The 20,851-nt window shown below is 39.2% G+C and carries 22 protein-coding genes; 9 read left to right on the forward strand and 13 right to left on the reverse strand.

Features of this window, described 5'->3' with window-relative positions:
• Window positions 1–311: 311 nt before the first annotated feature.
• Together LF817_RS18105 and LF817_RS18110 are read right to left on the reverse strand one after the other, a co-directional pair.
• A complete protein-coding gene (locus LF817_RS18105) occupies window positions 312–788 on the reverse strand; it encodes a thioredoxin family protein (protein ID WP_253937219.1) in 477 nt (158 codons plus the stop codon).
• On the reverse strand, window positions 785–1,213 hold the full coding sequence (locus tag LF817_RS18110) for a disulfide oxidoreductase (RefSeq protein ID WP_253937220.1): 429 nt from the start codon (window positions 1,211–1,213) through the stop codon (window positions 785–787). Before LF817_RS18110 ends, LF817_RS18105 begins: the two co-directional genes overlap by 4 nt.
• Window positions 1,214–1,381: 168 nt before the next feature.
• Between LF817_RS18110 and LF817_RS18115 the strand changes: the two genes are divergently transcribed.
• Together LF817_RS18115 and LF817_RS18120 are read left to right on the forward strand one after the other, a co-directional pair.
• On the forward strand, window positions 1,382–1,819 hold the full coding sequence (locus LF817_RS18115) for a ferritin-like domain-containing protein (protein ID WP_253937221.1): 438 nt from the start codon (window positions 1,382–1,384) through the stop codon (window positions 1,817–1,819).
• Window positions 1,820–1,960: 141 nt separating this feature from the next.
• Complete coding sequence (locus LF817_RS18120) at window positions 1,961–3,139, forward strand: M20 metallopeptidase family protein (protein ID WP_253937222.1); 1,179 nt, start codon at window positions 1,961–1,963, stop codon at window positions 3,137–3,139.
• On the opposite strand, the gene LF817_RS18125 is transcribed toward LF817_RS18120, so the two are convergent.
• Genes LF817_RS18125 through LF817_RS18135 form a run of 3 tightly spaced genes read right to left on the reverse strand, consistent with a single transcriptional unit; the run spans window position 3,130 to window position 5,838 of the window.
• The gene (locus LF817_RS18125) at window positions 3,130–3,840 is read right to left on the reverse strand and encodes an EcsC family protein (protein WP_253937223.1); all 711 of its coding nucleotides are present in this window, start codon (window positions 3,838–3,840) and stop codon (window positions 3,130–3,132) included. The two genes, LF817_RS18120 and LF817_RS18125, sit on opposite strands and share 10 nt — an antisense overlap.
• Window positions 3,841–3,887: 47 nt before the next feature.
• The gene (locus tag LF817_RS18130) at window positions 3,888–5,102 is read right to left on the reverse strand and encodes an ABC transporter permease (protein ID WP_253937224.1); all 1,215 of its coding nucleotides are present in this window, start codon (window positions 5,100–5,102) and stop codon (window positions 3,888–3,890) included.
• Window positions 5,095–5,838: an ABC transporter ATP-binding protein gene (locus LF817_RS18135; RefSeq protein WP_253937225.1), complete on the reverse strand. Its 744-nt coding sequence runs from the start codon at window positions 5,836–5,838 to the stop codon at window positions 5,095–5,097. Before LF817_RS18135 ends, LF817_RS18130 begins: the two co-directional genes overlap by 8 nt.
• Window positions 5,839–5,991: 153 nt before the next feature.
• On the opposite strand from LF817_RS18135, the gene LF817_RS18140 reads away from it, so the two are divergent.
• The 3 genes from LF817_RS18140 (at window position 5,992) to LF817_RS18150 (ending at window position 7,637) form a co-directional block, all read left to right on the forward strand.
• On the forward strand, window positions 5,992–6,423 hold the full coding sequence (locus LF817_RS18140) for an HIT family protein (protein ID WP_253937226.1): 432 nt from the start codon (window positions 5,992–5,994) through the stop codon (window positions 6,421–6,423).
• Between the two features lie 109 nt (window positions 6,424–6,532).
• A complete protein-coding gene (locus LF817_RS18145) occupies window positions 6,533–7,060 on the forward strand; it encodes a tryptophan transporter (RefSeq protein WP_253937227.1) in 528 nt (175 codons plus the stop codon).
• A 163-nt stretch (window positions 7,061–7,223) separates the two neighbouring features.
• Window positions 7,224–7,637, forward strand: coding sequence for a YtxH domain-containing protein (locus LF817_RS18150; RefSeq protein WP_253937228.1), 414 nt, complete (start codon window positions 7,224–7,226; stop codon window positions 7,635–7,637).
• 901 nt (window positions 7,638–8,538) lie between these two features.
• Here the strand turns inward: LF817_RS18150 and LF817_RS18155 are convergent.
• The 3 genes from LF817_RS18155 to LF817_RS18165 all read right to left on the reverse strand — a co-directional run bounded on the left by LF817_RS18155 (window position 8,539) and on the right by LF817_RS18165 (window position 11,575).
• On the reverse strand, window positions 8,539–9,468 hold the full coding sequence (locus LF817_RS18155) for a glycine betaine ABC transporter substrate-binding protein (protein WP_253937229.1): 930 nt from the start codon (window positions 9,466–9,468) through the stop codon (window positions 8,539–8,541).
• A 69-nt stretch (window positions 9,469–9,537) separates the two neighbouring features.
• Window positions 9,538–10,389 carry an ABC transporter permease gene (locus LF817_RS18160; RefSeq protein ID WP_253937230.1) on the reverse strand — a complete coding sequence of 284 codons (852 nt, stop codon included), beginning with the start codon at window positions 10,387–10,389 and terminating at the stop codon, window positions 9,538–9,540.
• A complete protein-coding gene (locus LF817_RS18165) occupies window positions 10,373–11,575 on the reverse strand; it encodes a quaternary amine ABC transporter ATP-binding protein (protein ID WP_253937231.1) in 1,203 nt (400 codons plus the stop codon). The genes LF817_RS18160 and LF817_RS18165 overlap by 17 nt, the downstream gene beginning before the upstream one ends.
• Window positions 11,576–12,202: 627 nt before the next feature.
• Between LF817_RS18165 and LF817_RS18170 the strand changes: the two genes are divergently transcribed.
• From LF817_RS18170 to LF817_RS20450, 3 genes are all read left to right on the forward strand, one after another.
• The gene (locus LF817_RS18170) at window positions 12,203–12,778 is read left to right on the forward strand and encodes an HTH-type transcriptional regulator Hpr (protein WP_253937232.1); all 576 of its coding nucleotides are present in this window, start codon (window positions 12,203–12,205) and stop codon (window positions 12,776–12,778) included.
• Window positions 12,779–13,132: 354 nt separating this feature from the next.
• Entirely contained in the window at window positions 13,133–13,681 is a 549-nt protein-coding gene (locus LF817_RS18175) for a DUF3267 domain-containing protein (protein WP_253937233.1), read from the forward strand.
• A gap of 131 nt (window positions 13,682–13,812) precedes the next feature.
• Complete coding sequence (locus LF817_RS20450) at window positions 13,813–13,995, forward strand: hypothetical protein (protein WP_253937249.1); 183 nt, start codon at window positions 13,813–13,815, stop codon at window positions 13,993–13,995.
• A gap of 41 nt (window positions 13,996–14,036) precedes the next feature.
• Here LF817_RS20450 and LF817_RS18185 read toward each other — a convergent pair whose 3' ends face one another.
• Window positions 14,037–14,120, reverse strand: a complete 84-nt coding sequence (locus LF817_RS18185) for a YjcZ family sporulation protein (RefSeq protein ID WP_101844812.1) — start codon at window positions 14,118–14,120, stop codon at window positions 14,037–14,039.
• A gap of 279 nt (window positions 14,121–14,399) precedes the next feature.
• On the opposite strand from LF817_RS18185, the gene LF817_RS18190 reads away from it, so the two are divergent.
• Window positions 14,400–15,314: a peptidylprolyl isomerase gene (locus LF817_RS18190; RefSeq protein WP_253937234.1), complete on the forward strand. Its 915-nt coding sequence runs from the start codon at window positions 14,400–14,402 to the stop codon at window positions 15,312–15,314.
• Window positions 15,315–15,350: 36 nt separating this feature from the next.
• Here LF817_RS18190 and LF817_RS18195 read toward each other — a convergent pair whose 3' ends face one another.
• The 4 genes from LF817_RS18195 to LF817_RS18210 form a co-directional block, all read right to left on the reverse strand.
• Window positions 15,351–15,554, reverse strand: coding sequence for a sporulation YhaL family protein (locus LF817_RS18195; RefSeq protein WP_256558369.1), 204 nt, complete (start codon window positions 15,552–15,554; stop codon window positions 15,351–15,353).
• A gap of 66 nt (window positions 15,555–15,620) precedes the next feature.
• Window positions 15,621–16,565, reverse strand: a complete 945-nt coding sequence (gene yhaM / locus LF817_RS18200; protein ID WP_253937235.1) for a 3'-5' exoribonuclease YhaM — start codon at window positions 16,563–16,565, stop codon at window positions 15,621–15,623.
• Between the two features lie 42 nt (window positions 16,566–16,607).
• Window positions 16,608–19,487 (reverse strand): ATP-binding protein, encoded by a 2,880-nt coding sequence (locus LF817_RS18205; RefSeq protein ID WP_253937236.1) that lies wholly within the window; start codon window positions 19,485–19,487, stop codon window positions 16,608–16,610.
• A complete protein-coding gene (locus tag LF817_RS18210; RefSeq protein ID WP_253937237.1) occupies window positions 19,484–20,728 on the reverse strand; it encodes a metallophosphoesterase family protein in 1,245 nt (414 codons plus the stop codon). The genes LF817_RS18205 and LF817_RS18210 overlap by 4 nt, the downstream gene beginning before the upstream one ends.
• Window positions 20,729–20,851: the final 123 nt, after the last annotated feature.

Consider the following 20,851-nt stretch of genomic DNA (forward strand, 5'->3'; position numbering starts at 1 on the left):
GCAGAGGGGCGGAGGGAAACGGTGAGACTCCTGGGGGAGGAGCGGGACAGGTGAGACCCCGGAGAGCGAAGCTCGAGGAGGCTCAGCGCCCGCCCCCCGGAAAGCGATCCGTTTCCCGGAGCCCCTAGATTCTCATTATGTCTCGAAACTGAGTACTCCACTAAAGGGAGCTTACGTGGAACAACTTAAATTAAACATTTTAAAAGGCTCGGTCGAAAAGTCGACTGAGCCCTTTGTTATTTTAATCGAAGAAGTTATTGTTTTTGCTATAGTAAACGGAGTAGTTACACTAAGCCGCTACCTTTTCTGTGTTATTCAGTAGTCACTTCATCCTCAAAAAAGCTTTCGAACTCACCTTCAGGATTTTCACCTACAATCCGCGCCTGTTCCTCTCCATCTTCAAAGTGGACAAGGGTTGGAGTCGATTGGATCTGATACTTTGTACCTTCCGTACCAAATTCACGTAAATTCATTTTTTTCATGTCTACATTCATGTCTTGTGCAAGCGGCACAAGTACGGGAGTAGTATTTTGACAATGGACACACTCAGGATCATAAAAATACACAGTTACCGGCTCACCGGATGAAATCTCTTCTTCTAATTCATCAGGTACTATTTGATTCTGGTAATCAGGGTCGTCCAGTTGATCGATGGTGCTTTGCTCAAGGTCATCTTTTCCGTAAGGATTTTCTTCTGTTTTTTGAGAATTTTGATAGTTCACTACAAAAGCGAGTACTACTAAAAGAACGACGAGTACCGTTCCAAAAATAATCATTTTCTTTTTCATTCCGCTTGTCCCCTTTGCTCACGAATCATAAGTACGTGACTGATAAAAATTATAATAAATGCGGTTCCTGCCAAAAACGGGATGGTGATGAAACCCAGCAAATTGAGATACTCCGCATTACACGGAACAGCCCCACAGGAGTTTCCCGCTGATTGAAAGGCGGGCACCTTTTGTAAGGAATAGTGGTAAATAGAAAAACAAGCACCTATACCACTCAATATTAACCCGGACAGCGCTGAAGTCACATTCTTCTTGATTAGTGACACTCCATAAATAACGACAAGAGGATACATCAAAATTCGCTGATACCAGCACAACTCACAAGGCTCATACCCTAACACTTCTGAGAAAAATAAGCTTCCAAGCATAGCCGCCAACGAAGTAGCCCATGCTATAAACAATAAGGTTTCGATTTTCTGTTTCATAAAAAGTTCCTTTCTTCCTCTCTCCCATTGTTATTATACAAGGTATTGTTTTCAATTCAAACTAGATTGCCACAACAGTTCAAGAATCGTTTTATACTTTACGTTTAAACTAAGAGGAACAGGGAATATTTGAATATATGCCAAGATTTCTTTGAAAGGATGATGAACATGGATGAAAAGATGCAACAATTAATCGAAGGACTAAACGAAGACTTAGCAAACGAATATGCAGCAACAATTATGTATACGTACAATGCTGCAGTCGTATCCGGTTTGTACCGATCCGTACTTAAACCATTTTTTGAAAGTGAAGTAGCCGATGAACAAGCTCACGCTTTATATTTGGCTGAAAAAATCAGTATTCTTGGAGGTACTCCGACCACAACTCCAGCTGAAGTTAAACAGCATACCGAAGTGAAAGCTATGCTGAGAGAAGCTCGTGAAGCAGAGCGTGCTACAATAGAACGTTATGAAGAACGTAAGCAACAGGCTGAGGAATTAAACTTAACAGAATTATCCGTTAAGCTGGATGACCTTATTTCAGATGAAACAGGTCATATGGAAGAAATCGATCGTCTTCTTCAAGATTCCCGTCTTCATGAATAATTTTCAATGATAAGCCTGCCGATTCTATCGGCAGGCTTTTTTAGCGTACTGACAGTACTACCTCCTCCCCTGCTTTTAATAATAAAAATAGTCTGATATATTAGGAAGACCACTTAAACTTACAAGGGGATGGAAACATATATGTGGGAAAATATATTTACAGCCATTGATGAACAATACGAGCACATGGTAAAAACTCGCCGATACTTACATCAGCATCCTGAAGTATCTTTCCATGAAACAGAAACAGCAAAATTCATTCAGCAAACATACGATCGACTTGGTATTCCATATGAAAGTAATGTGGGAGGAAATGGCGTATTGGCTACCTTTAAAGGGGGGAAACCAGGGAAAAAAATCGCTCTGCGCGCTGATTTTGACGCCCTTCCGATCCACGAGGAAAATGAGGTGGAGTACCGCTCCAAGGTTGATGGGGTGATGCATGCTTGTGGTCATGACGGCCATACAGCCTCCTTATTGGGGCTAGCAGAAGCACTTGTCCCTTTTCAAGAGGAATTGCCTGGCACCCTTGTTTTTCTGCATCAGCATGCAGAAGAGTTTGCACCTGGAGGAGCTAAACCGATTATCGAATCAGGCGCACTGGATGATGTCGACGCTGTATTCGGAACTCATTTATGGGTGAATACTCCGACCGGAATCATCCAAACTTCTAAAGGTGCTTTTATGGCGGGTGCGGACCGTTTCCATGTAAAAGTCAAAGGGAAAGGCGGACACGGTGCGATTCCTCACCAAACTAAGGACGCTATTGTAATTGCTTCCCAGCTTGTGACGTCCCTTCAGCAAATCGTCAGCAGACGAATAAACCCCCTGGATACAGCCGTTTTAACCGTAGGTACTTTTGAATCTGGAGATGCCTTTAATGTGATCGCGGACTCAGCAGAACTTTCAGGCACTGTCCGGACATTCGACTCTTCTGTTCAGGACTTAATAATTGAAGAGATGGAGAAGGTCATTAAAGGCGCGTGCATAAGTGCAGGAGCCGATTATGACTTTGAATATTTAAAAGGGTACACTCCCGTGATCAACCATGCAGAGGAAGCGGAACTGATTTTAGATGAAGCTTCTAAAGCAGATGCTTCCCTGTCTACGGAAGAGGTGGATCCTGTAATGGCCGGCGAAGACTTCGCCTATTATTTAGAACAAAAACCTGGGGCCTACTATTTCACAGGTGCGCAATTACCAGACCATTACTTTCCACACCACCATCCTAGGTTTGATTTCGACGAAAAAGCGTTACCTCACGCAGCCAAAACGCTGCTCCAAGCGTACCGTTCATATCAAGAGAAGCATCAAGTGTGAGAAATCAAGCGGAGGCGATAGATATTCATCGTCGTCTCCCCTAATTGTTCTAAAAACCTGCCATTCGCCACATAGCCTACTATAGCTCCTACCCCTGGCACGAGCTGCATCAATTTCACTAAATCGATCGTATCCCGGTATTCAAGCTGCAGAGTTTTCCAGTCCACCTTTTTCCTCTCTAAAGGTTCGTTTTCCCAATTCAGAAGTACATCTCTCACTTTCACTTTTTCTTTATCACTGGAGAAAGTAAGCATGAAAATGTGAAGCAGGTAGACTCTCTCCTCATAACGGTTGATATCCACCCCGTAGAATTGGGCCGTATCAAACAAAAATTTCATTTTAATGCTTAGTAACATAGGAAAGTCAGCCACACCCAGCCAAAACCCTCCCGCACCTGTACCCGCCCCTTCCCACGAGGCCGTCGATTTGTACTGCTTCAATCTTTCTTTAATAAGCTCCTCCCTTTCTTCGAAACTCCACTTCTCATTATGTTCAACTGGATGAATATACTGTGATGAAGTCAAAGATAACTCAATCATCCTCTTTATACTTTCCGTCACAACGGCATGTACACGGTCAGGGATTTTTTGATTGATCGCTGATTGTAACCCTTTCGAAGTCCTCTGTATGACTCCAGACCTTTTCTCAAGTGAACGACTCCACATGAGCGCTTCTTTATACTTCTTTTCTTCGTAAGTCATGTCTTCCCCTCCTAAAAAGGCGGCCCCCGCAGGAACCGCTCATTGGCTTAAATCAATCGTGGTTTAACATATCCCTTAATAAACATATAGCTGAACAGCGTTCCGCCTATAGCTACAATGGCAACTCCGATCCACTGCCATTGAATGAGAAATAACAAAGTAAATAGCAGTGTCTGCAAAAGCATAAGTTGATACAGGAAAGTCAGCATTGCTTTTTGCTTCCACTCTTTTTTTACGGGGTAAAGGTCAAGCCACACAATTGTTCGATGGTGATTCCATAACGTCATCATTTGAAAAGCACTTAAGTAAAGGAATAAAATAGCAAAGGCAACCTTCACCCATAGATTAGGTATAAACCAAACAGCGAGTCCGCCTATAGCAATCAGTCTGAAATACATACCTAAATAATCACTGCTTCTTATAAAAGTGATCCTATATAAATAAGTAAAGGTCTCCTTCTGACTGTATGGTACTGCAGAAGCAAGCATTCTAACGAGCGCATGTCTTTTTTTGACTGTATTCCTTAAATGAGGAACATCAGTAAACATATTAGCGATTCTATAAAAAGTCCGCATTCTAGCCTGATCTTTCTGAACGAGCAAATCAAACACAAGACCAGCTTTCTTGCGAGCCAGCGAATATATATATAACGTTACTCCCACAAGGAGAATACCCACTATGGCTGAAAATACCCATTCCCCTTGTGCTAAGAAGTAAAAGAACACAATACTTAACACAACCCGAATGACCTGATCGACGTTCCGGCTATAGGCATTCCTCTCTTTAAGCATCCACCAGTTAGCCAGCATATTGATTGACTTCAAGACAAGAATACCGGCAAGCATCGTTAAATAGTGGTTCGTGCCCAATTCAGGATACGATTCAAAATAGAGAGGACCAAGCGCTGCCACTACAAGTAAGATCAAATAAAGCTGGATAATAAAGCTGTACATAAGGCATCGCTTGAAATAGCCTCCAAGCTGATGCTCAGCGGGAAGTAAAAAAACTAAGTCCGGTTCTTTTAAAAGCGTCCTTACTGGACTATAGCTGGCTACTAGTCCAAATGCGGCCCCAACAATCCAAGCGGTCGGGAAACCTTCTGGGAGTTCCATCAGGCACTGTTGATAGTAATAGGCAAGAGCTGATATGAAAAAAAACATGGCAATGGCAATATGACCATTAAAAATATATTTTAAATAGCGGCTCGTCTCTTTAATATGGGCTTGAAAACGTTGACTCCATAATTCATTAGCATTAATCATCGGCGTCTTCCTTCGTCAGTTGGATATAAATATCATCTAATGAAGCTTGAGGCCGGTCAAATGACTCTCTTAATTCTTCCAATGTTCCCATCGCTCTTATATGGCCATCATGAAGGATTACAAAACGATTACAGTATTTTTCTGCTGTAGCTAAAATGTGAGTGGACATCAGGATTCCTGCTCCATTATTTTTCATTTCCTCCATAAGTTCCAGATAGGATTTGATACCAAGAGGATCCAGACCTACGAAAGGCTCGTCTACAATATACAGTTCCGGCTCAATGAGAAATGCACACATGATCATCACTTTTTGGCGCATTCCTTTAGAAAAGTGAACAGGGAACCAATTCAGTTTCTTTGACAGTCGAAATTCCTTAAGCAAAGGATCCAATCGCTTTTTAAAAGTATCTTCAGGAATGTTATAAGCCATCGCAGTCAGCCTCAAATGTTCATGAAGCGTCAATTCATCGTAAAGAATCGGCACTTCCGGAATATAAGCTAATTGTTGACGATACCCTTCTGGATTCTCATCGAAGGTGGTTCCGTTGATTGCGACCTTTCCTTTTTTTGCTTGCATCATTCCGATGACGTGCTTGATTGTTGTACTCTTCCCCGCCCCGTTTAAACCGATAAGTCCAACAATTTCATTTGGAAAGACGTCAAATGAAATTCCATGAAGCACGTTTTTATGTGTATAGCCTCCATGGAGATCCTCTATATGTAACAATGAATTCAAGTCAATCCCTCTTTTCAAAATATAACTGCATTCTTTAAAATTTTATCATAATATAAGTTAGCTTACACAGAAATGCTTCAATAGCTTCTCAATCGAGGAAAAAGGTTTAAATATGATACAATTATACAAATGCCTTAAAGGAGTGTATGTACGATGAGCCATGATAAAGATTGTATTTTCTGCAAAATAATTTCAGGGGATATTCCTTCTGCAAAAGTCTACGAAGATGAAGAAGTATATGCTTTTCTCGATATTAGTCAAGTCACAAAAGGTCATACGCTGGTGATTCCAAAAACACACACCCAGGATATTTACTCAACGAATGAACAGACGGCAGAGCAATTATTTGCCCGAGTACCTAAAGTTGCAAAAGCAATCAAAACTGCTTTTCAGCCGATTGGTATGAATTTACTCAATAACAATGAAGAACCTGCCGGACAATCAGTTTTCCACTTACATATTCATCTTATTCCTCGCTATGGAAAAGAGGATGGATTCAATCCGGAATGGACTGTACATTCAGTTGACTACACAACAGAAGATTTACAAAAAATGGCTTTTGAAATCAGCGAGCACGTGAAGTAGCCGAAAAGTAACCTATTTGATATAATCAAAATATGCATCTGCAGACGATCAAGAGGATACGTTTGAGGTGTGAATTCAGCTGAGTTTAGTCGAGAAGAGGAGAGTTCAAATGAATACAAGAATTTTAGTTTTTCTTTCGTTACTTATAGGAATAGGCGCAGTTCTACATGCTGTTATTCCGCCTTTTTTCTTTGGGATGCGTCCTGATATGATGCTGGCTATGATGTTTTTAGGTATTATTTTATTTCCCAAGTTACCTTACGTCTTCGTGCTCTCTATTGCAACCGGACTTATGTCGGCTTTGACAACGACAGTGCCTGGAGGCCAGCTTGCTAATCTTGTGGATAAACCTTTAACAGCGCTAGCTTTTCTTGGAATGTTTTTATCATTAAAAAAGATATTAAAAGAAACCGCGGCTCCTGTATTGACTGCAATAGGGACGATTATCAGTGGTTCAATGTTCTTAAGTTTCGTTCTCTTTTTCGCAGGAATTATGGAAGCCAGTTTTGGAGTGATGTTTATCACTGTGGTATTACCGGCAGCAGCAGTTAATACCATTGCTATGACAATCATCTATCCTATAGCTCAGAATATTATGAAAAGAACACACTATGCTCAATCAATGAGCATTTCATAACAGGGCAACCATATCTGTAAAGTCTGTTTAATCACCACTTAAGGTTGGCCGCTTCACACTTATTTGTCAGCGGCCAACTTTTTTCTTTTCTTTATTTAGGTTTTAAACGTACATATTAAGAGAAAATAATAAATAGTCAAAGTTTCTGAAAGGAGTTTTTCTAATGGCCAATGCAAAATCATTAGTTTTAGGTGTTTTTGTTGGAGGGGTAGTCGGTGCAGCCTATACACTCTTTAACACTCCTTCATCGGGGAGAGATTTCCGTGTAAATGCAAAGTTAAAAAGTGAAAATTTAAAGAATACAATTTTCAGCTTGAAAGAGGAAGGGCTTCAGCTTAAAGACCAAATTGCTCAAACTTCTAAAGAAGGAGCAGAATTGGTAAAAGAATTATCTGAAGACGTAAAAAGCTCCATTGAAAGTTGGAAAAAGACAGTGGAACCTCACCAGAAGAATATACAAATGTATTTAGAGCAAATCGAGGAAAGTTTAAAAGATCTGGAAGAAAAAGCGAAAGCTGAACAGAACACGGATGCGCAGGATGAAACTCAGCATGGCAGCGAAGAAACCAAACATTAATAAAATACTGACTTGGAGGAGTTTTCAGATGAATGAGTCTGGAAACTCTTTTTTATTTTTTAACGATATGTAAGTTGCTTTAAAACTAAAATAATCTCTTTCACCTTTCACCCAAACCTTGTAATGTAAATTCTAATTGTTCCGCAAAAGCTCCCTTTAGTGGAAGACTCAGTTTCGAGACATAATGAGAATCTAGGAGCTCCGGGAAACGGATCGCTTTCCGGGGGGCGGGCGCTGAGCCTCCTCGAGCTTCGCTCTCCGGGGTCTCACCTGTCCCGCTCCTCCCCCAGGAGTCTCACCGTTTCCCTCCGCTCCTCGGCCAAACATCTATATCGAAACCGCTTCAAGAAAAAGCAAACATTTCTGTTAGTACGCAGATTCTCTGTCCAAGTGTCTCAGGTTGCAAAACCTTGCTATAAAGATCTTAATCCGAAAGAACAGAGTGATGAAAACCACTTCTTCTTAGTGAAAGCGGTACTTTTTCTCGCTTACTTCGTATCGAGGATTGGGGAGACTCCTGTGGGAAGAGAGTGCTTGGTGAGATCCCGCAGGACGGGACGTCCGAGGAAGCTCACCGCGCTCCCACGGAAAGCGAGTCATTCCCCGCCGCCCTGACCCACTCACCCAATATCTCGAAACTGAGTCTTAAAGTATCCTGCCATATAGTTTAAAAACATTCCTTCACGTCTGAAATTCAATTTAAATTTATATTCGCATACATCTATTTTGATTCTAAAATTTAATAAGTAATTGGAAGTTAACCTGCAATTATCTTTATACCAACTAAAAACGTCTAACAAATAATTTGTTGGGCACTTCATACTATACTCTCTAAGTTAGCGGCAGGAAACGAAATCCGCAATAAAAAAAGCCCGTCTTTAAAGACGGGCTTTTAAATATATTAATTATCCGGCTGAAGATCTTCGATTGAATCTACATCCATATAATCAGGAACAACTAATCCTACTTTCGCACCTTCTAAATTTACCCCTAGATCTACGAGAGAGTCTTCATGTTGCTCGAATTGATCTCCGTGAGTTGCCGGCAGCCATGCAGCTACCATACCATCACTATCTCCAGTGGCAACAGTTTCCCACATGGGACCATTGTCTAGAGATGTAATAGTGACATCAAACCCTTGCTCTTTCATCACTTCTGCCACTACGTTTGTAGAAGCAATTTCAGAATCCCAGCTCACATAAACAAGTTCAATTTCGTTTCCGTCCACTTCTTCTGTACCATCCGTCCACTCGTTTACAGCTTCTTCATTATCTGCAATCCAGTTCTGAGCAGCCTCCTGGGGTTCCGCACCACCATCAATTTCTAACATAACCTCTTCCATATCTTCCGCAGTCCAGTTGAACTGGTCAAGAATTTGGTAAGCTTCCGGCTGATCCTCTTCTAAACCTTCACGTACCATTGTACGAATTTCTTCAGCATCTCCAAACACACCTTCAGGATCTTCTAAATATTTAAGATCATACTTAGCAAACTTCCAGTGAGGCGTCCAGCCAGTCACAATGATTGGTTCTTCACTGTCGATCGCTTCACCTAGTTCAGTTGCCATTGCACCTGAAGAAGAAGTTGTTACTTCCCAGCCTTCTAGGCTATCATATGTTTCTACTGCATCTTCAGCACCCGCTACTACGCCTGCGCCAGCTTCAATGCCAGTAATTGAGTAACCTAATTCTTCACCGTAATTAGTTTCTCCACTATCTCCGCTTTCACCTTCATCTGAACTTCCTTCATCTGACGAGCCACAACCTGCAGCTACTAGTGTAAGTGAAAGTCCAGCAGTAATACCAAGACGTTTCCAATCAAGCTTTAGCATAAATAACCTCTCCCCTTTTAATGTTTTCTTTTTATTGTAGAAGAACTGCATCAGTTCTTAACAAACCTCTTATGATTGATCGCCACGCTGTGTATTTAAATTTTGAGTAAAACGGTCAATAATGATTGCCAGAATAACGATACCCAGACCTGCAACGAAGCCAGTACCAACATCAGCACGCTGTAACCCGGTAATGACCGTTTGCCCAAGACCTTTTGCTCCAATCATAGATGCAATAACAACCATAGAAAGTGCAAGCATTACTGTCTGGTTAATCCCAGCCATGATGGTCTTTTTCGCCATAGGCAATTGTACTTTAAATAATTTCTGGGCACCGGTTGTTCCGAATGCATCAGATGCTTCAATCAGTTCATGCGAAACTTGCCTGATCCCTAAGTTCGTAAATCGTACTGTTGGCGGTGTTGCAAAGATTACCGATGCAAAAACACCTGGAACCATACCGATACTGAAAAAGGCAACAGCAGGTATCAAGTAAACGAAAGCAGGCATTGTCTGCATAAAGTCCAGTACTGGAGTCAATATTGTTTCGACAAATTTATTCTTAGCCATCCAAATCCCAAAAGGGACTCCGATAATAACCGAAATCAAACTTGCGAATATAACGAGTGTAAAAGTGTTCATTAATTCTTCCCATAATTCTTGGTTCTGGATAAACCAAAGTCCGAATATAACAAAGACCGGCAAGCCTATCCGCTTTTTAGAAACAAAGAAAGCTAGTACAGCTACGACCGCAATAAATAACCAAATAGGAATTTGCATTAATAAACTTTCAGCAAAAAATTCTATAAAATCTCCGAAATCATTTTTAACAAAATCAAATAAAAACTCAAATGTATCTGTCAGCCAATCTGTAGCATCTGAAATCCATTCTGCTACCGGCAATTTAGGAATCAATTCCATTAATGTTCACCTCGTTTCCTGCTAATGCTGCTATTACAGCTCCACGCACAATTATCCCCACTAATTTCTCATCTTCCATGACCGCAATTGGTACTGGAGTGTCATGAATGATGTTAAATATCTCATGCATAGAAGTAGTTTTATCTACTTTTGGAACCTCAGTTCTCAAAATACTCTTCAAATCCTTCACTTCTTCTTTAGTAGCATCTGAGACATCGTCAGCTGTTACATATCCATATAACCTTCTTTTAGCATCTGTTACATATATACTGGATAAGCCTTCTTTTCTCATTCTTTCTAGAGCTGTTCTAGGGCCGTGCTTTTCAATATCGACTGTTTCAGGACGTTTCATTATATTTTCAGCTGTAAGGACTTTTGAACGGTCTACATCCTGGACAAATTTTTCGACGTAATCATTAGCCGGGTTGACTAAGATTTCTTCAGGAGTACCAATCTGCACGATTCGTCCATCTTTCATTAGAGCGATCCTATCACCGATTCGTAAAGCTTCATCCAAATCGTGTGTAATAAATAAAATTGTTTTCTTCATTGATTCTTGAAGCTCTAACAATTCATCCTGCATTTCTTTACGAATTAATGGATCTAACGCAGAAAATGCCTCATCCATTAGCAGAACTTCAGGATCATTTGCTAAGGCACGTGCTAATCCAACACGCTGCTGCATTCCTCCTGAGAGCTGCCCAGGATATTGGTTGACATAATCCCCCAATCCAACTAACTCTAGAGATTTTTGTGCTTTTTTCTTACGTTCTTCCTTGTCCATCCCTTGGATTTCTAGGCCGAATTCAGCATTTTCTAGCACTGTACGGTGTGGAAACAACCCAAAACGCTGAAAAACCATACTTAATTTTTCACGGCGTACCTCTCTTAAGCTTTTAGAGTCCATAGCAGCCAAGTCTTTTCCATCAATAAGTACACTGCCTTCCGTTGGTTCGATTAATCGATTGACTAATCGAACGAGTGTGGACTTACCACTTCCGGAGAGCCCCATAATTACGAATATTTCTCCCTCTTCTACATCGAAAGAAGCTCGGTTGACTCCGACAGTATTTCCGGTTTTCTTTAAAATTTCATCTTTTGATAAACCTTCATCCAAAAGTCTTGTGGCTTTTTTACTATTTTTACCAAAAATCTTAGATAAATTCTTTACTTGAACGACTGGCACTTGTCTCACCCCTTCTATAAACTAGTTAATTTATATCATTTTTTATTTCTTTATATACTGTAACCTAAATGTAATATAAGTTTCAAACTATATAGTCTGATTTTACAGCTCTAATGGGACTAGCAGCTTCAGTTTAAAGCCGTAAAGAACCCATAATCACAACTTTCCTTTGAATTTCATTCAAACTTAGTTTGTCTTAGCTTTGCACTTCAATTCCTTTTAAGTATATCGATAAATTACATAATACTTATGATTGCTTAATATTAGAGGTTTGATGCTAAAATCAAATTATGAATACGCAAAATATCTTTAAGTTCAGGACGAAACTATTGAGGGGAGTGTCTTTACTGCACAATCAAAAAAATAATTGTCGATTATCACTGTCGACGAATAAAAAAGCTGGCCGTTAAAAGTTTTCATGATGACCTTTCACAACACTTTTCAACGTATGATTAAGATTGGATTATTTTTCAAATATAATTTAAAAGCACATTACACCTTGTAAAAATTCAAATAACTAATACAATGATAAGTAAGAATAATTTTTCGAGGAGCACATCATTTCTTTTAAGGGTTGAACTCTACTGATTAGTCATAATAAATTTACCCCAAGAGAAGGTGAGATGCATGAAAGATAAAATCTCCAAGCAAGATGCCATTTTCTATAGTCATAAAATGGCACAATTATCAAAAGCACTTTGGAAAGCAATAGAAAAAGACTGGCAGGAATGGATTAAGCCGTTTAAGTTGAACATAAATGAACATCATATTTTGTGGATCGCTTATCACTTAAGAGGCGCTACAATATCAGAAATATCCAGATATGGTGTCATGCACGTATCAACTGCCTTTAATTTTTCAAAAAAGTTAGAGGAACGTGGACTTCTTCAATTCTCTAAGCGCGAAAATGACAAGCGTAATACGTATATTGAATTAACTTCAAAAGGCACTGATTTGTTAGAGGATACATTAAATGAGTATGACCCTAACAACAATTCCGTTTTACGTGGTGTTCTCCCTATGACAGAGATGTATGGCAAACTTCCTGAATTCCAAGATTTATCTGCTCTCATTAAAGAGATATATGGCGATGAATATATGGAAATTCTTGAGCGCTCCCTCGAGAATATTGAAGACGATGATAACATATCAGATAAGACCACACGTATCGAATCTTACAAAGAGCAATCTAAATCATCTTAAATAACACTAACGCTCATTTCTTTAAAAGGAATGGGTGTTTTTTTTATGTAATAACGGACTTTAAAATATCCAAACAAGTATTAATCAATCCAGGAACCGTTTTGTGAAATAAATCTTGTTCAAAATAAGCATTATTCGACAATATTTTCTTTCATATTTTACTTTCACAAACCCTATTTCAATGCACTTTCAACTGCAATTTAAAACTCTAAATATTTTTTTAAGAAAAACCTATTGCTTTTTCTTCTAAAACATACTATTATTCGTCTTGTGCTCTTAAGAAAACCCAAACTTATCGTACTCGATATTCAATTAAAATTCACAGAAATATATATAGCAAAGGGGGATTCTAAGATGAATTGCTGGAAATCAGTAAACATCAATAAAGAATTCGGTCTTAACCGCGTTTACCTTATGTCTTTTTTGACGGGTCTCATGTCATTTCTAGTTTTATATTTACCTTTTTCAATCATGCATAGTGCTCAAGATGTAAGGGACCACGGTTTTATACCATTGTTGATCATCTTATTCTTTCTCCCTTCCATTCACAGACTTATGCATTTACTGCCTTTGATCCTGTTGTACAAGCGGGTCAGAGTGAATTTCAAAGTAAACAATAGATTTACACCAACTTTTTCTTATCAGTGTAAAAATAAACTATCAAAACAAACATCTATCATCATGGCAATGGCGCCAACTTTCTTCATTACTATGCCGGCGCTTGTAATGGCTTATGCTTTTCCTGGTTATTTTGCCTATCTAGTAATCTTCGCTTCTGTAAATATCGGTCTTTCTTTCAGCGATTTCTTATATTTGAACCAATTTGTCAGAGCACCTAGAAAATGCCTAATAGAAAACGCAAAAGAGGGCTATGATATACTCGTAAGAAATCAAGAAATTTAGTTATCAGGTAAATATTAAACAGTGCTCCTAAAAATCCGGGAGCACTGTTTTTCTATGAGGGTTTCTTCTGTTCAACTGATGATTTATTTGATAGAGTAGTTTCATAGGGAATAAAGGAGGTTTTTACAATCATACCAATTCTGTTTGTCATCTACGGACTAATTGTTTTATTCATATTTAATTCTCTTACACATTCCTTATGTATTAAAACTAAAATGTCTAATGAAAAACAATCCAAAGTATTCCGCACCATCAATATTTTAATAACGATCTTGCTAATTACTTCCTATGTAGATGTGATCAACCATATGTAGGTGACAGGCTATGCTTACATAGCCTGTTTTTTCATGTCCAATTACAGCCAAGCTGCACCTACGATAATGAGTAGAATAAACAACACGACGATTAAAGCGAATCCTCCACCATATCCGTAACCCATAACTTCACCCCCATGCTTAAGACATAACACATCATATGCCACCATTAAAAAAACTGAATGGGCATCAACCTATCCTTTTTCCTATTTTTTTAGTACATATAGAACTTGTAAGCCAAAATATGTTATATTAGTTATTGGACTTTCAGTTAACTTTCCATATTAGTGTGATTTTCAACATTATTGGTTAGTTGGACAAACTCCCGCTTTCTTACTTAATAAAACTGAGTGAGGGTGAAAATCCGCTAGCAATCACAACATGTCTGAGGAGTGTACGAGAAAATGAGAAAAAGAATTGTGATCACCCTACTTGCTGCAGGCCTACTTACACTATCTGCTTGTTCTTCAGAAGGAGATTCGGAAGCTGTAGTGGAAACGAGCGGTGGAGAAATTACTAAAGAAGAGTTTTATGAGGAATTAAAAAAGACATCCGGTGAGCAAGTGTTGCAACAGCTCGTTATGAATGAAGTACTAGGAGAAAACTATGAAATCTCTGATGAAGAAGTTGAAAAAGAACTTGATGGCCTAAAAGAACAATATGGCGACCAATTCGATATGGTCCTTCAACAAAGCGGTTTTGCTGATGAAGATGAATTTAAAGAAACCATTCGTTTAAGCTTATTACAGGAACAAGCAGCTGCTGAAAACGTTGATATTAAAGAAGAAGAAATGGAAGCATATTATGAGCGTATGAAAAACGAAGTTGAAGCGAGCCACATTTTAGTCGAAGATGAAGAAACAGCGAATGAAGTGAAAGATAAATTAGATAATGGGGAAAGCTTCGAAGATTTAGCCAGTGAATATTCTACAGACGGTTCAGCTGAGCAAGGTGGAGAACTAGGCTTTTTCGGACCTGGAGCGATGGATCCTGACTTTGAAGACGCTGCATATGGGTTAGAAGTAGATCAAGTCTCCGACCCTGTAGAAACGCAATTTGGTTACCACATCATTAAAGTCACTGATAAACGCGAAGTGGAAGATGTGAAATCATATGAGGACTCTAAAGATGAAATCAAGCGGACTCTAGTCAGTCAAAAAGTTGATCAAGAAGAGCTACAAGCTCAATTGGATCAATTGATGGAAGAAGCGGAGATTGATGTGAAAATAGAAGAGTACGAAGATCTATTTGAACAGCCTGAAGTTGAAGAACCAGTTGAAGAAGAACCTGCTGACGAAGAAGAATCGACAGAAGAATAATTTATTACAAATAGAAGCAAGGTAGACAGCGTATGTCTACCTTGCTTTTTGTCTAAGGTCTGTTGTGCTTTTACGCTTTTCTTTCTCTTCTTCAATGCGGGTCAAATATACTCTACCCTCTTTTTCTATAAACTGTTGTTCTATCTGCTGTTCAGCCCTCATCGCACGGTACGCCATATAGCCACTTAGAAATATGAATAAAATACATACGAACACCCAAATCGGAAGTCCAAAGATCATGTTTATCCTCCTTGTCCACTTCTTTACAATTAGTTTATGAACAAGGCTTTTAGCATATGCCTCAAATTAATTTTCAAAGGTTGGTTTATAAAAGGAACGTTGATCCAAAGCATAAATTCTGTCCGTAAATTCTCCTGGAGCGACCTTGCTCAAGGAGCGGTTCAGCATATTCATCTGCGCATCTATCATATCGATGTGATGGAGAAGCTCGGCTTCCCGAATGAGTGGGGGTTTAGGACTCCCCCATTCTGCTTTACCATGGTGGCTCAATACCATATGCTGCAGAATCGTCACTTCCTCTCCTTCGATTTGAAGCTCCTTAGCTGCTGCTTGGACCTCCTCCACCATAATTGATATGTGACCTATTAATTTACCCTCTAATGTGTAGGCTGGGGAAGAAGCATTCGATAATTCCTTCAATTTACCAAGATCATGAAGGATCACGCCTGCATATAACAAATCCTGATTGATCTCAGGATACAATTTTTTTAACTGTTGAGCAATATTCAACATGGAGACGATATGATGGGCTAACCCTGATACGTATTCATGGTGATTCCTTACGGCTGCCGGGTATATGAGCAGTTCTTCCTGATACTTTTTCACAAGATGGCGAGTGATCCTTTGAATATTTGGATTTTTCATCTCAAAAATCGCTTCAGTTATTCTCTCCATCAAATCTTCTTTCTCTACTGGCGCTTTTTCAATAAAATCTGATATTTGGACCCCGTCTGTTGGCTGGACTGGACGTATGCTTTGAATTTTCAGCTGAGGGCGGTTTCGGAATTGCCCCACTTCCCCTTGTACTTTCACAAGCTCCCCTTGCTGAAAAAGTTCTTCATCCTCTTTCGTTGCTTCCCAAAGCTTTGAATCAATTTCCCCGGTAGTGTCTTTCATCAATAAAGATAAGAAGGCTTTCCCGTTACTTGCAACACCTTTACTTGAAGTTTTTATAAATAAAAAGTAGTCAAATGTATCTCCAATCTGATAATTGGCAATTCCTTTTTTCATATACTTCCCCTCCTCTGTGTAAAAAAGTATGGTTGAATTTTATTAACTCTCAAGAGGCAGATGAAAAGTTTCCGTCCTATTCCCATCCAGACGATTCCCTATATCACCACGCCAGGTGAATAGAAATACTTGGGTTCCTCGTGAAAGTTCACTTAAGATCTCCAGCATAACTGACAGTCGGGCTTCATCAAAATTCACAAATGCGTCATCAACGATAAATGGAACTTTCAGCTCTTCGGATAATGTTTGAGCCAAAGCGAGACGTAAAGAAACATAAAGCTGATCAGCAGTCCCTCTTGAAAGTTCCTCAGTAGAATATTGAAAACCTCCATAATCCTCTACTATTATGCGGTTTTCATCACGCTTTACAGACAAAGAAACATATTTACCTAACGTCAACCTGTTAAAATAGCTCTGAGCTGTAAGCAGGACACGCGGTAAATATTGGTTCTGATACTTTTCTTTGGTGCGTTCGAGAACTTCTGACGCAATTTTGTAAGCCGCCCATTCTTTTGCATGTTCATTAAATTGAGACCGATTCAATTCATATTGATGATTTAATAACGATAATTGATCAGATCCTTCTAATTGTTTCATTTGAAAGTGTAAGTCAGCCTTTTTTTGCTGTATTTCTTTTTGATTTTTTAACAGGTAGTCAATCTCCTGTTCTTTTTCTTGAAGCTGAAATTTGAGATGGGCTTCATTAGGTAACGTTGACCAAATTTTAAAGTCCCTCTGTTCTTTCTCATTTAGCATCAGATTGATTTGATCCCGCACATTATTAAACCTTTTCTGTTTATACTTAAGTTGTTCATATGCTTCAAGCTTTTCGTAAAATTGATCGACGTTTATAGAGGCAGACGCTTCTAAAAGCTTCTGTTTATCCTCGAATAGCGGAGCAATTTCCTGTTTAATCCTTTCCGACTGCTTGTTCAGCAGATAAACCTCCCGATGTAATTGTTCATTATTTTCTCTTACATTCATTTGCGAATGAAAAAAATCTCTGATCCCTATCAATTTTTCACTGACAGTTTGGTCTGAGTCGTCCCATTTCATCTGTTCAGAAAACTTGTAAACATCGTCTTCTATATTTTTTATCTGTTCATCTAACTCTATTATTTCATTGGACCTTTCTTCGATAACTTTCTGTTTATCTTTTACCCTTTTCAAGAGATGATAAAGCTTTTCCCAGTGAAGCAATTTTAATGATTCCAGAAAAGGATAGCTCCTGTATTGTTCATTTACCAAGTGATTGAAACGTTCTTTTCTGTTAAGTAAGGTACGGAATTGTTCATCTAAACGCAGTTCCTTCTGTACTATTTCCTTTAGGTGCTCACTTAAGTATGCAAGCTCCCCTTTAGTTTGTTCGTACAATTGAAGCTGCTGCTTAGCATGCATATAATCGTCTTTGCTGACCTGCATGGATTGTAGACCCTCTTTAGAAGAAGATTCTTTTTTGAAAAAAATCATTCCTGCACTTATAAATATAGCCAATCCTATTGGCCAGAAACTTGAAGTCATATAAGAAATCATGATTCCGCCTAATATAATAAGTCCAAACAAATATGCAGATGTTCTGTCTTGAGGGGCATTGGAGTTCTTATTGGTATTAGAATGAATATAAAAATCAATAAGTTCAGAGTTCGCTGCCGCTTCTTCATCACTGATACTCTGTTCATTTAAATCATTGATTTGCTGCTCTGTTTGCTTCTTTTGTAATTGAAGAGAATTGTTCTCTTCTTCCAGCTGTTTTTCCTCCTGTACAATGATTTGTTCCTGTTCACGCAGTCCCCGCCACGTTTCCTCAACGTAAAAAGGAAATTCATACTCGTATAAACGTTCTTCTTCAATAGGAATGTCTAAATTTTCAAGTTCATGCTTCATTTCAGTTCTGTTTTGCTCCAGCTGTTTTTTTAACCTGTTCCTATCATGGACAGCTTGTTCATACGTACTGATTTTACTTATTAAACGCCGCACTTCTTTCTCATCAAACTCTACTTCATTCTTTTGATTAATTTGAAAACGTTCGTTTTTGTCCTTAAGATCAGCCTCTATCCTCAATTGCTCATTTTCCAAAGGCAGGAGGTTTTCCTGCAGATGACGCATTTTGCTGCCGGCATCATCAGGGAAGGACATCAAAGAACCTGGTTCTCCCGTAACCTTTAGCTCATGATACTCCTGGATAACCGGAATAGCTTTATTAATTTGAACAAGTGTATAATAATGACTTCTTGCTTCGTTAACTTGGAGCTCAAGCTCCACGATTTCATTCTCAAGATGATCAATTTTTTCAACAACTCTCCTGTAGTCTCCCACTTCCTGCCTAATATCTGATTGCTTCTTCTCCAGCTTTTCGAGACGCTGTAATTCTTGATTAAGGAAAGGGTTCCGGCCTTTTGGCTTGAACAAATCATCTAATCTTTTTTCTAATGTTTTTTTCGTATGATAAATTTGATCAGACCCAGTCAACCCTACATTTAAGAGTACTTCTCCAAGTTCTTCCCCAGTGACCTGATGCAATCCACTTAAATCTTCAGCATTAAAGCTGTAGATCGATTGATACACAGCTTTAGACATACCACCAATCAAATGCTTAAGGAATTCTTCTTCATACTCTTCTCCATCAGCGAGCCGGCAAATAGCCTGGGATTGACGACGATCACTTATTCTTTCAATTGTGATCTCCCCAAATTCAGTAGTTTCAACAACGAGTCTGCCTCCAATCGAGCCGCCCGTCTTCGGCCGGTAAAACTCTCTTTTTTTTGGAGGCAGACCAAATAAAATAAATAATAAAAATTGCTGAATAGTAGATTTGCCTGCCTCATTGTTTCCTGATATGATCGTCATCTTTTGCTCGCCAAGGTTCAGAGAATAATTTTTCCATTTTCCGAAGGCGAAAATATGGAAGGAATTGATTTTCATAAGCCACTTTCCCTTCCACTAAATAATTGCTGCATCACTAGCTGTTTGGCAGCTTGCTTAATTTCTTCACGTTCCTCGTCTGTTATCTCTTCCAGCTGCTTTCCTGCACGCCGATGTTTATATAAAGGTGCAATGGCAGCTTCCCATTCTAGGCTGCTGAGGCTGTCCAGGTTATTTAAAAATTCTCCAGCAAACTGAGAACTGGCTTTCAACTCCTCCTCATTCCACGCGGGTTCGTCCTCTATGAAAATCTGGTCTATCCATATCCACCCATATTCCAAGTTCTCTCTTTCATTTACAAGGTCTATCCATTCCGATAATATCCCTTCAGACTTCCATTTCATAAGCCTGCCTTCGTGACCTTTTAATGTAACTGTTAATAATACTGGCTGCTCAGACTTAACTGACTGCTTTGCCTCTTCAAGCAAATGTTCTATAGCCTCTGGATACTCAATATTATAGGCAGCCTGAGTTACTTCTTCATATGTAAAACTATGAAGAGGAACAAACGTATTATCGAATTGAGTGCCTCTCCATTCCACTACATAACAGCCCTTTTCTCCGCTCTCCTTCCTAGACCGCCCCTGAATGTTGCCCGAATAAAAAACAGGAGGATGCACAGAAAGCTGCTGCCGCTTATGAATATGGCCCAGTCCCCAATAATCCATTCCCTGTTCCAACAGGTCGTTAAGAGAAAATGGTGCATATACATCATGCTCCGTTTGAGTTTCTAAACTTCCATGCAGCATAGCAATATGAAAATCCGGCTCACCCGTTTTTTTAAACTCACGCACTTTTTTATCATGTACAGCCCTTTTTTTATAGCTGAAGCCATAAATATTAGCCACATGATCCCCATCACGCCAGTAAGGAAAAGAGGTAACTTCTTCCTCCATAAAAACATGTACGTTTGCAGGGTAAGTGATCGGGTAATGAGCTCCCTCAATGAAATCATGATTTCCATAGCTCACGTATACTTGAATATTATGAAGATGCAACCGCTCAAAACCTTCCCTCAGCTTAACCTGAGCCTTTAAGCTCCTCGTTTCTTCATTAAATAAATCTCCAGCCAAAATAACAAAGTCCACCTGAAAATGAACCGCTTCATCTACCAGGCGTTCAAAAGCTTCAAAAGTAGAAGCCCGAATCTGTTCCTTCAAACGATCTGGGAGATGACTTTTACTCTTAAAAGGACTATCCAAATGTAAATCTGCACTATGTATAAAACGTAAACCCGCCATAAAATACCTCCCAAGATTTTTATTCTAGTTTAGCAAACAAAAAGTACGAATGCACGTTCGAAGTAAGAAAAGCGGAAGCGAGTGTTCAGGACCGTACGCATAAGCAAAACGACGGAGTGAATC

Origin of the sequence: Halobacillus sp. A1, from assembly GCF_024189295.1 — a bacterium.
Taxonomy (GTDB): domain Bacteria; phylum Bacillota; class Bacilli; order Bacillales; family Halobacillaceae; genus Halobacillus_A.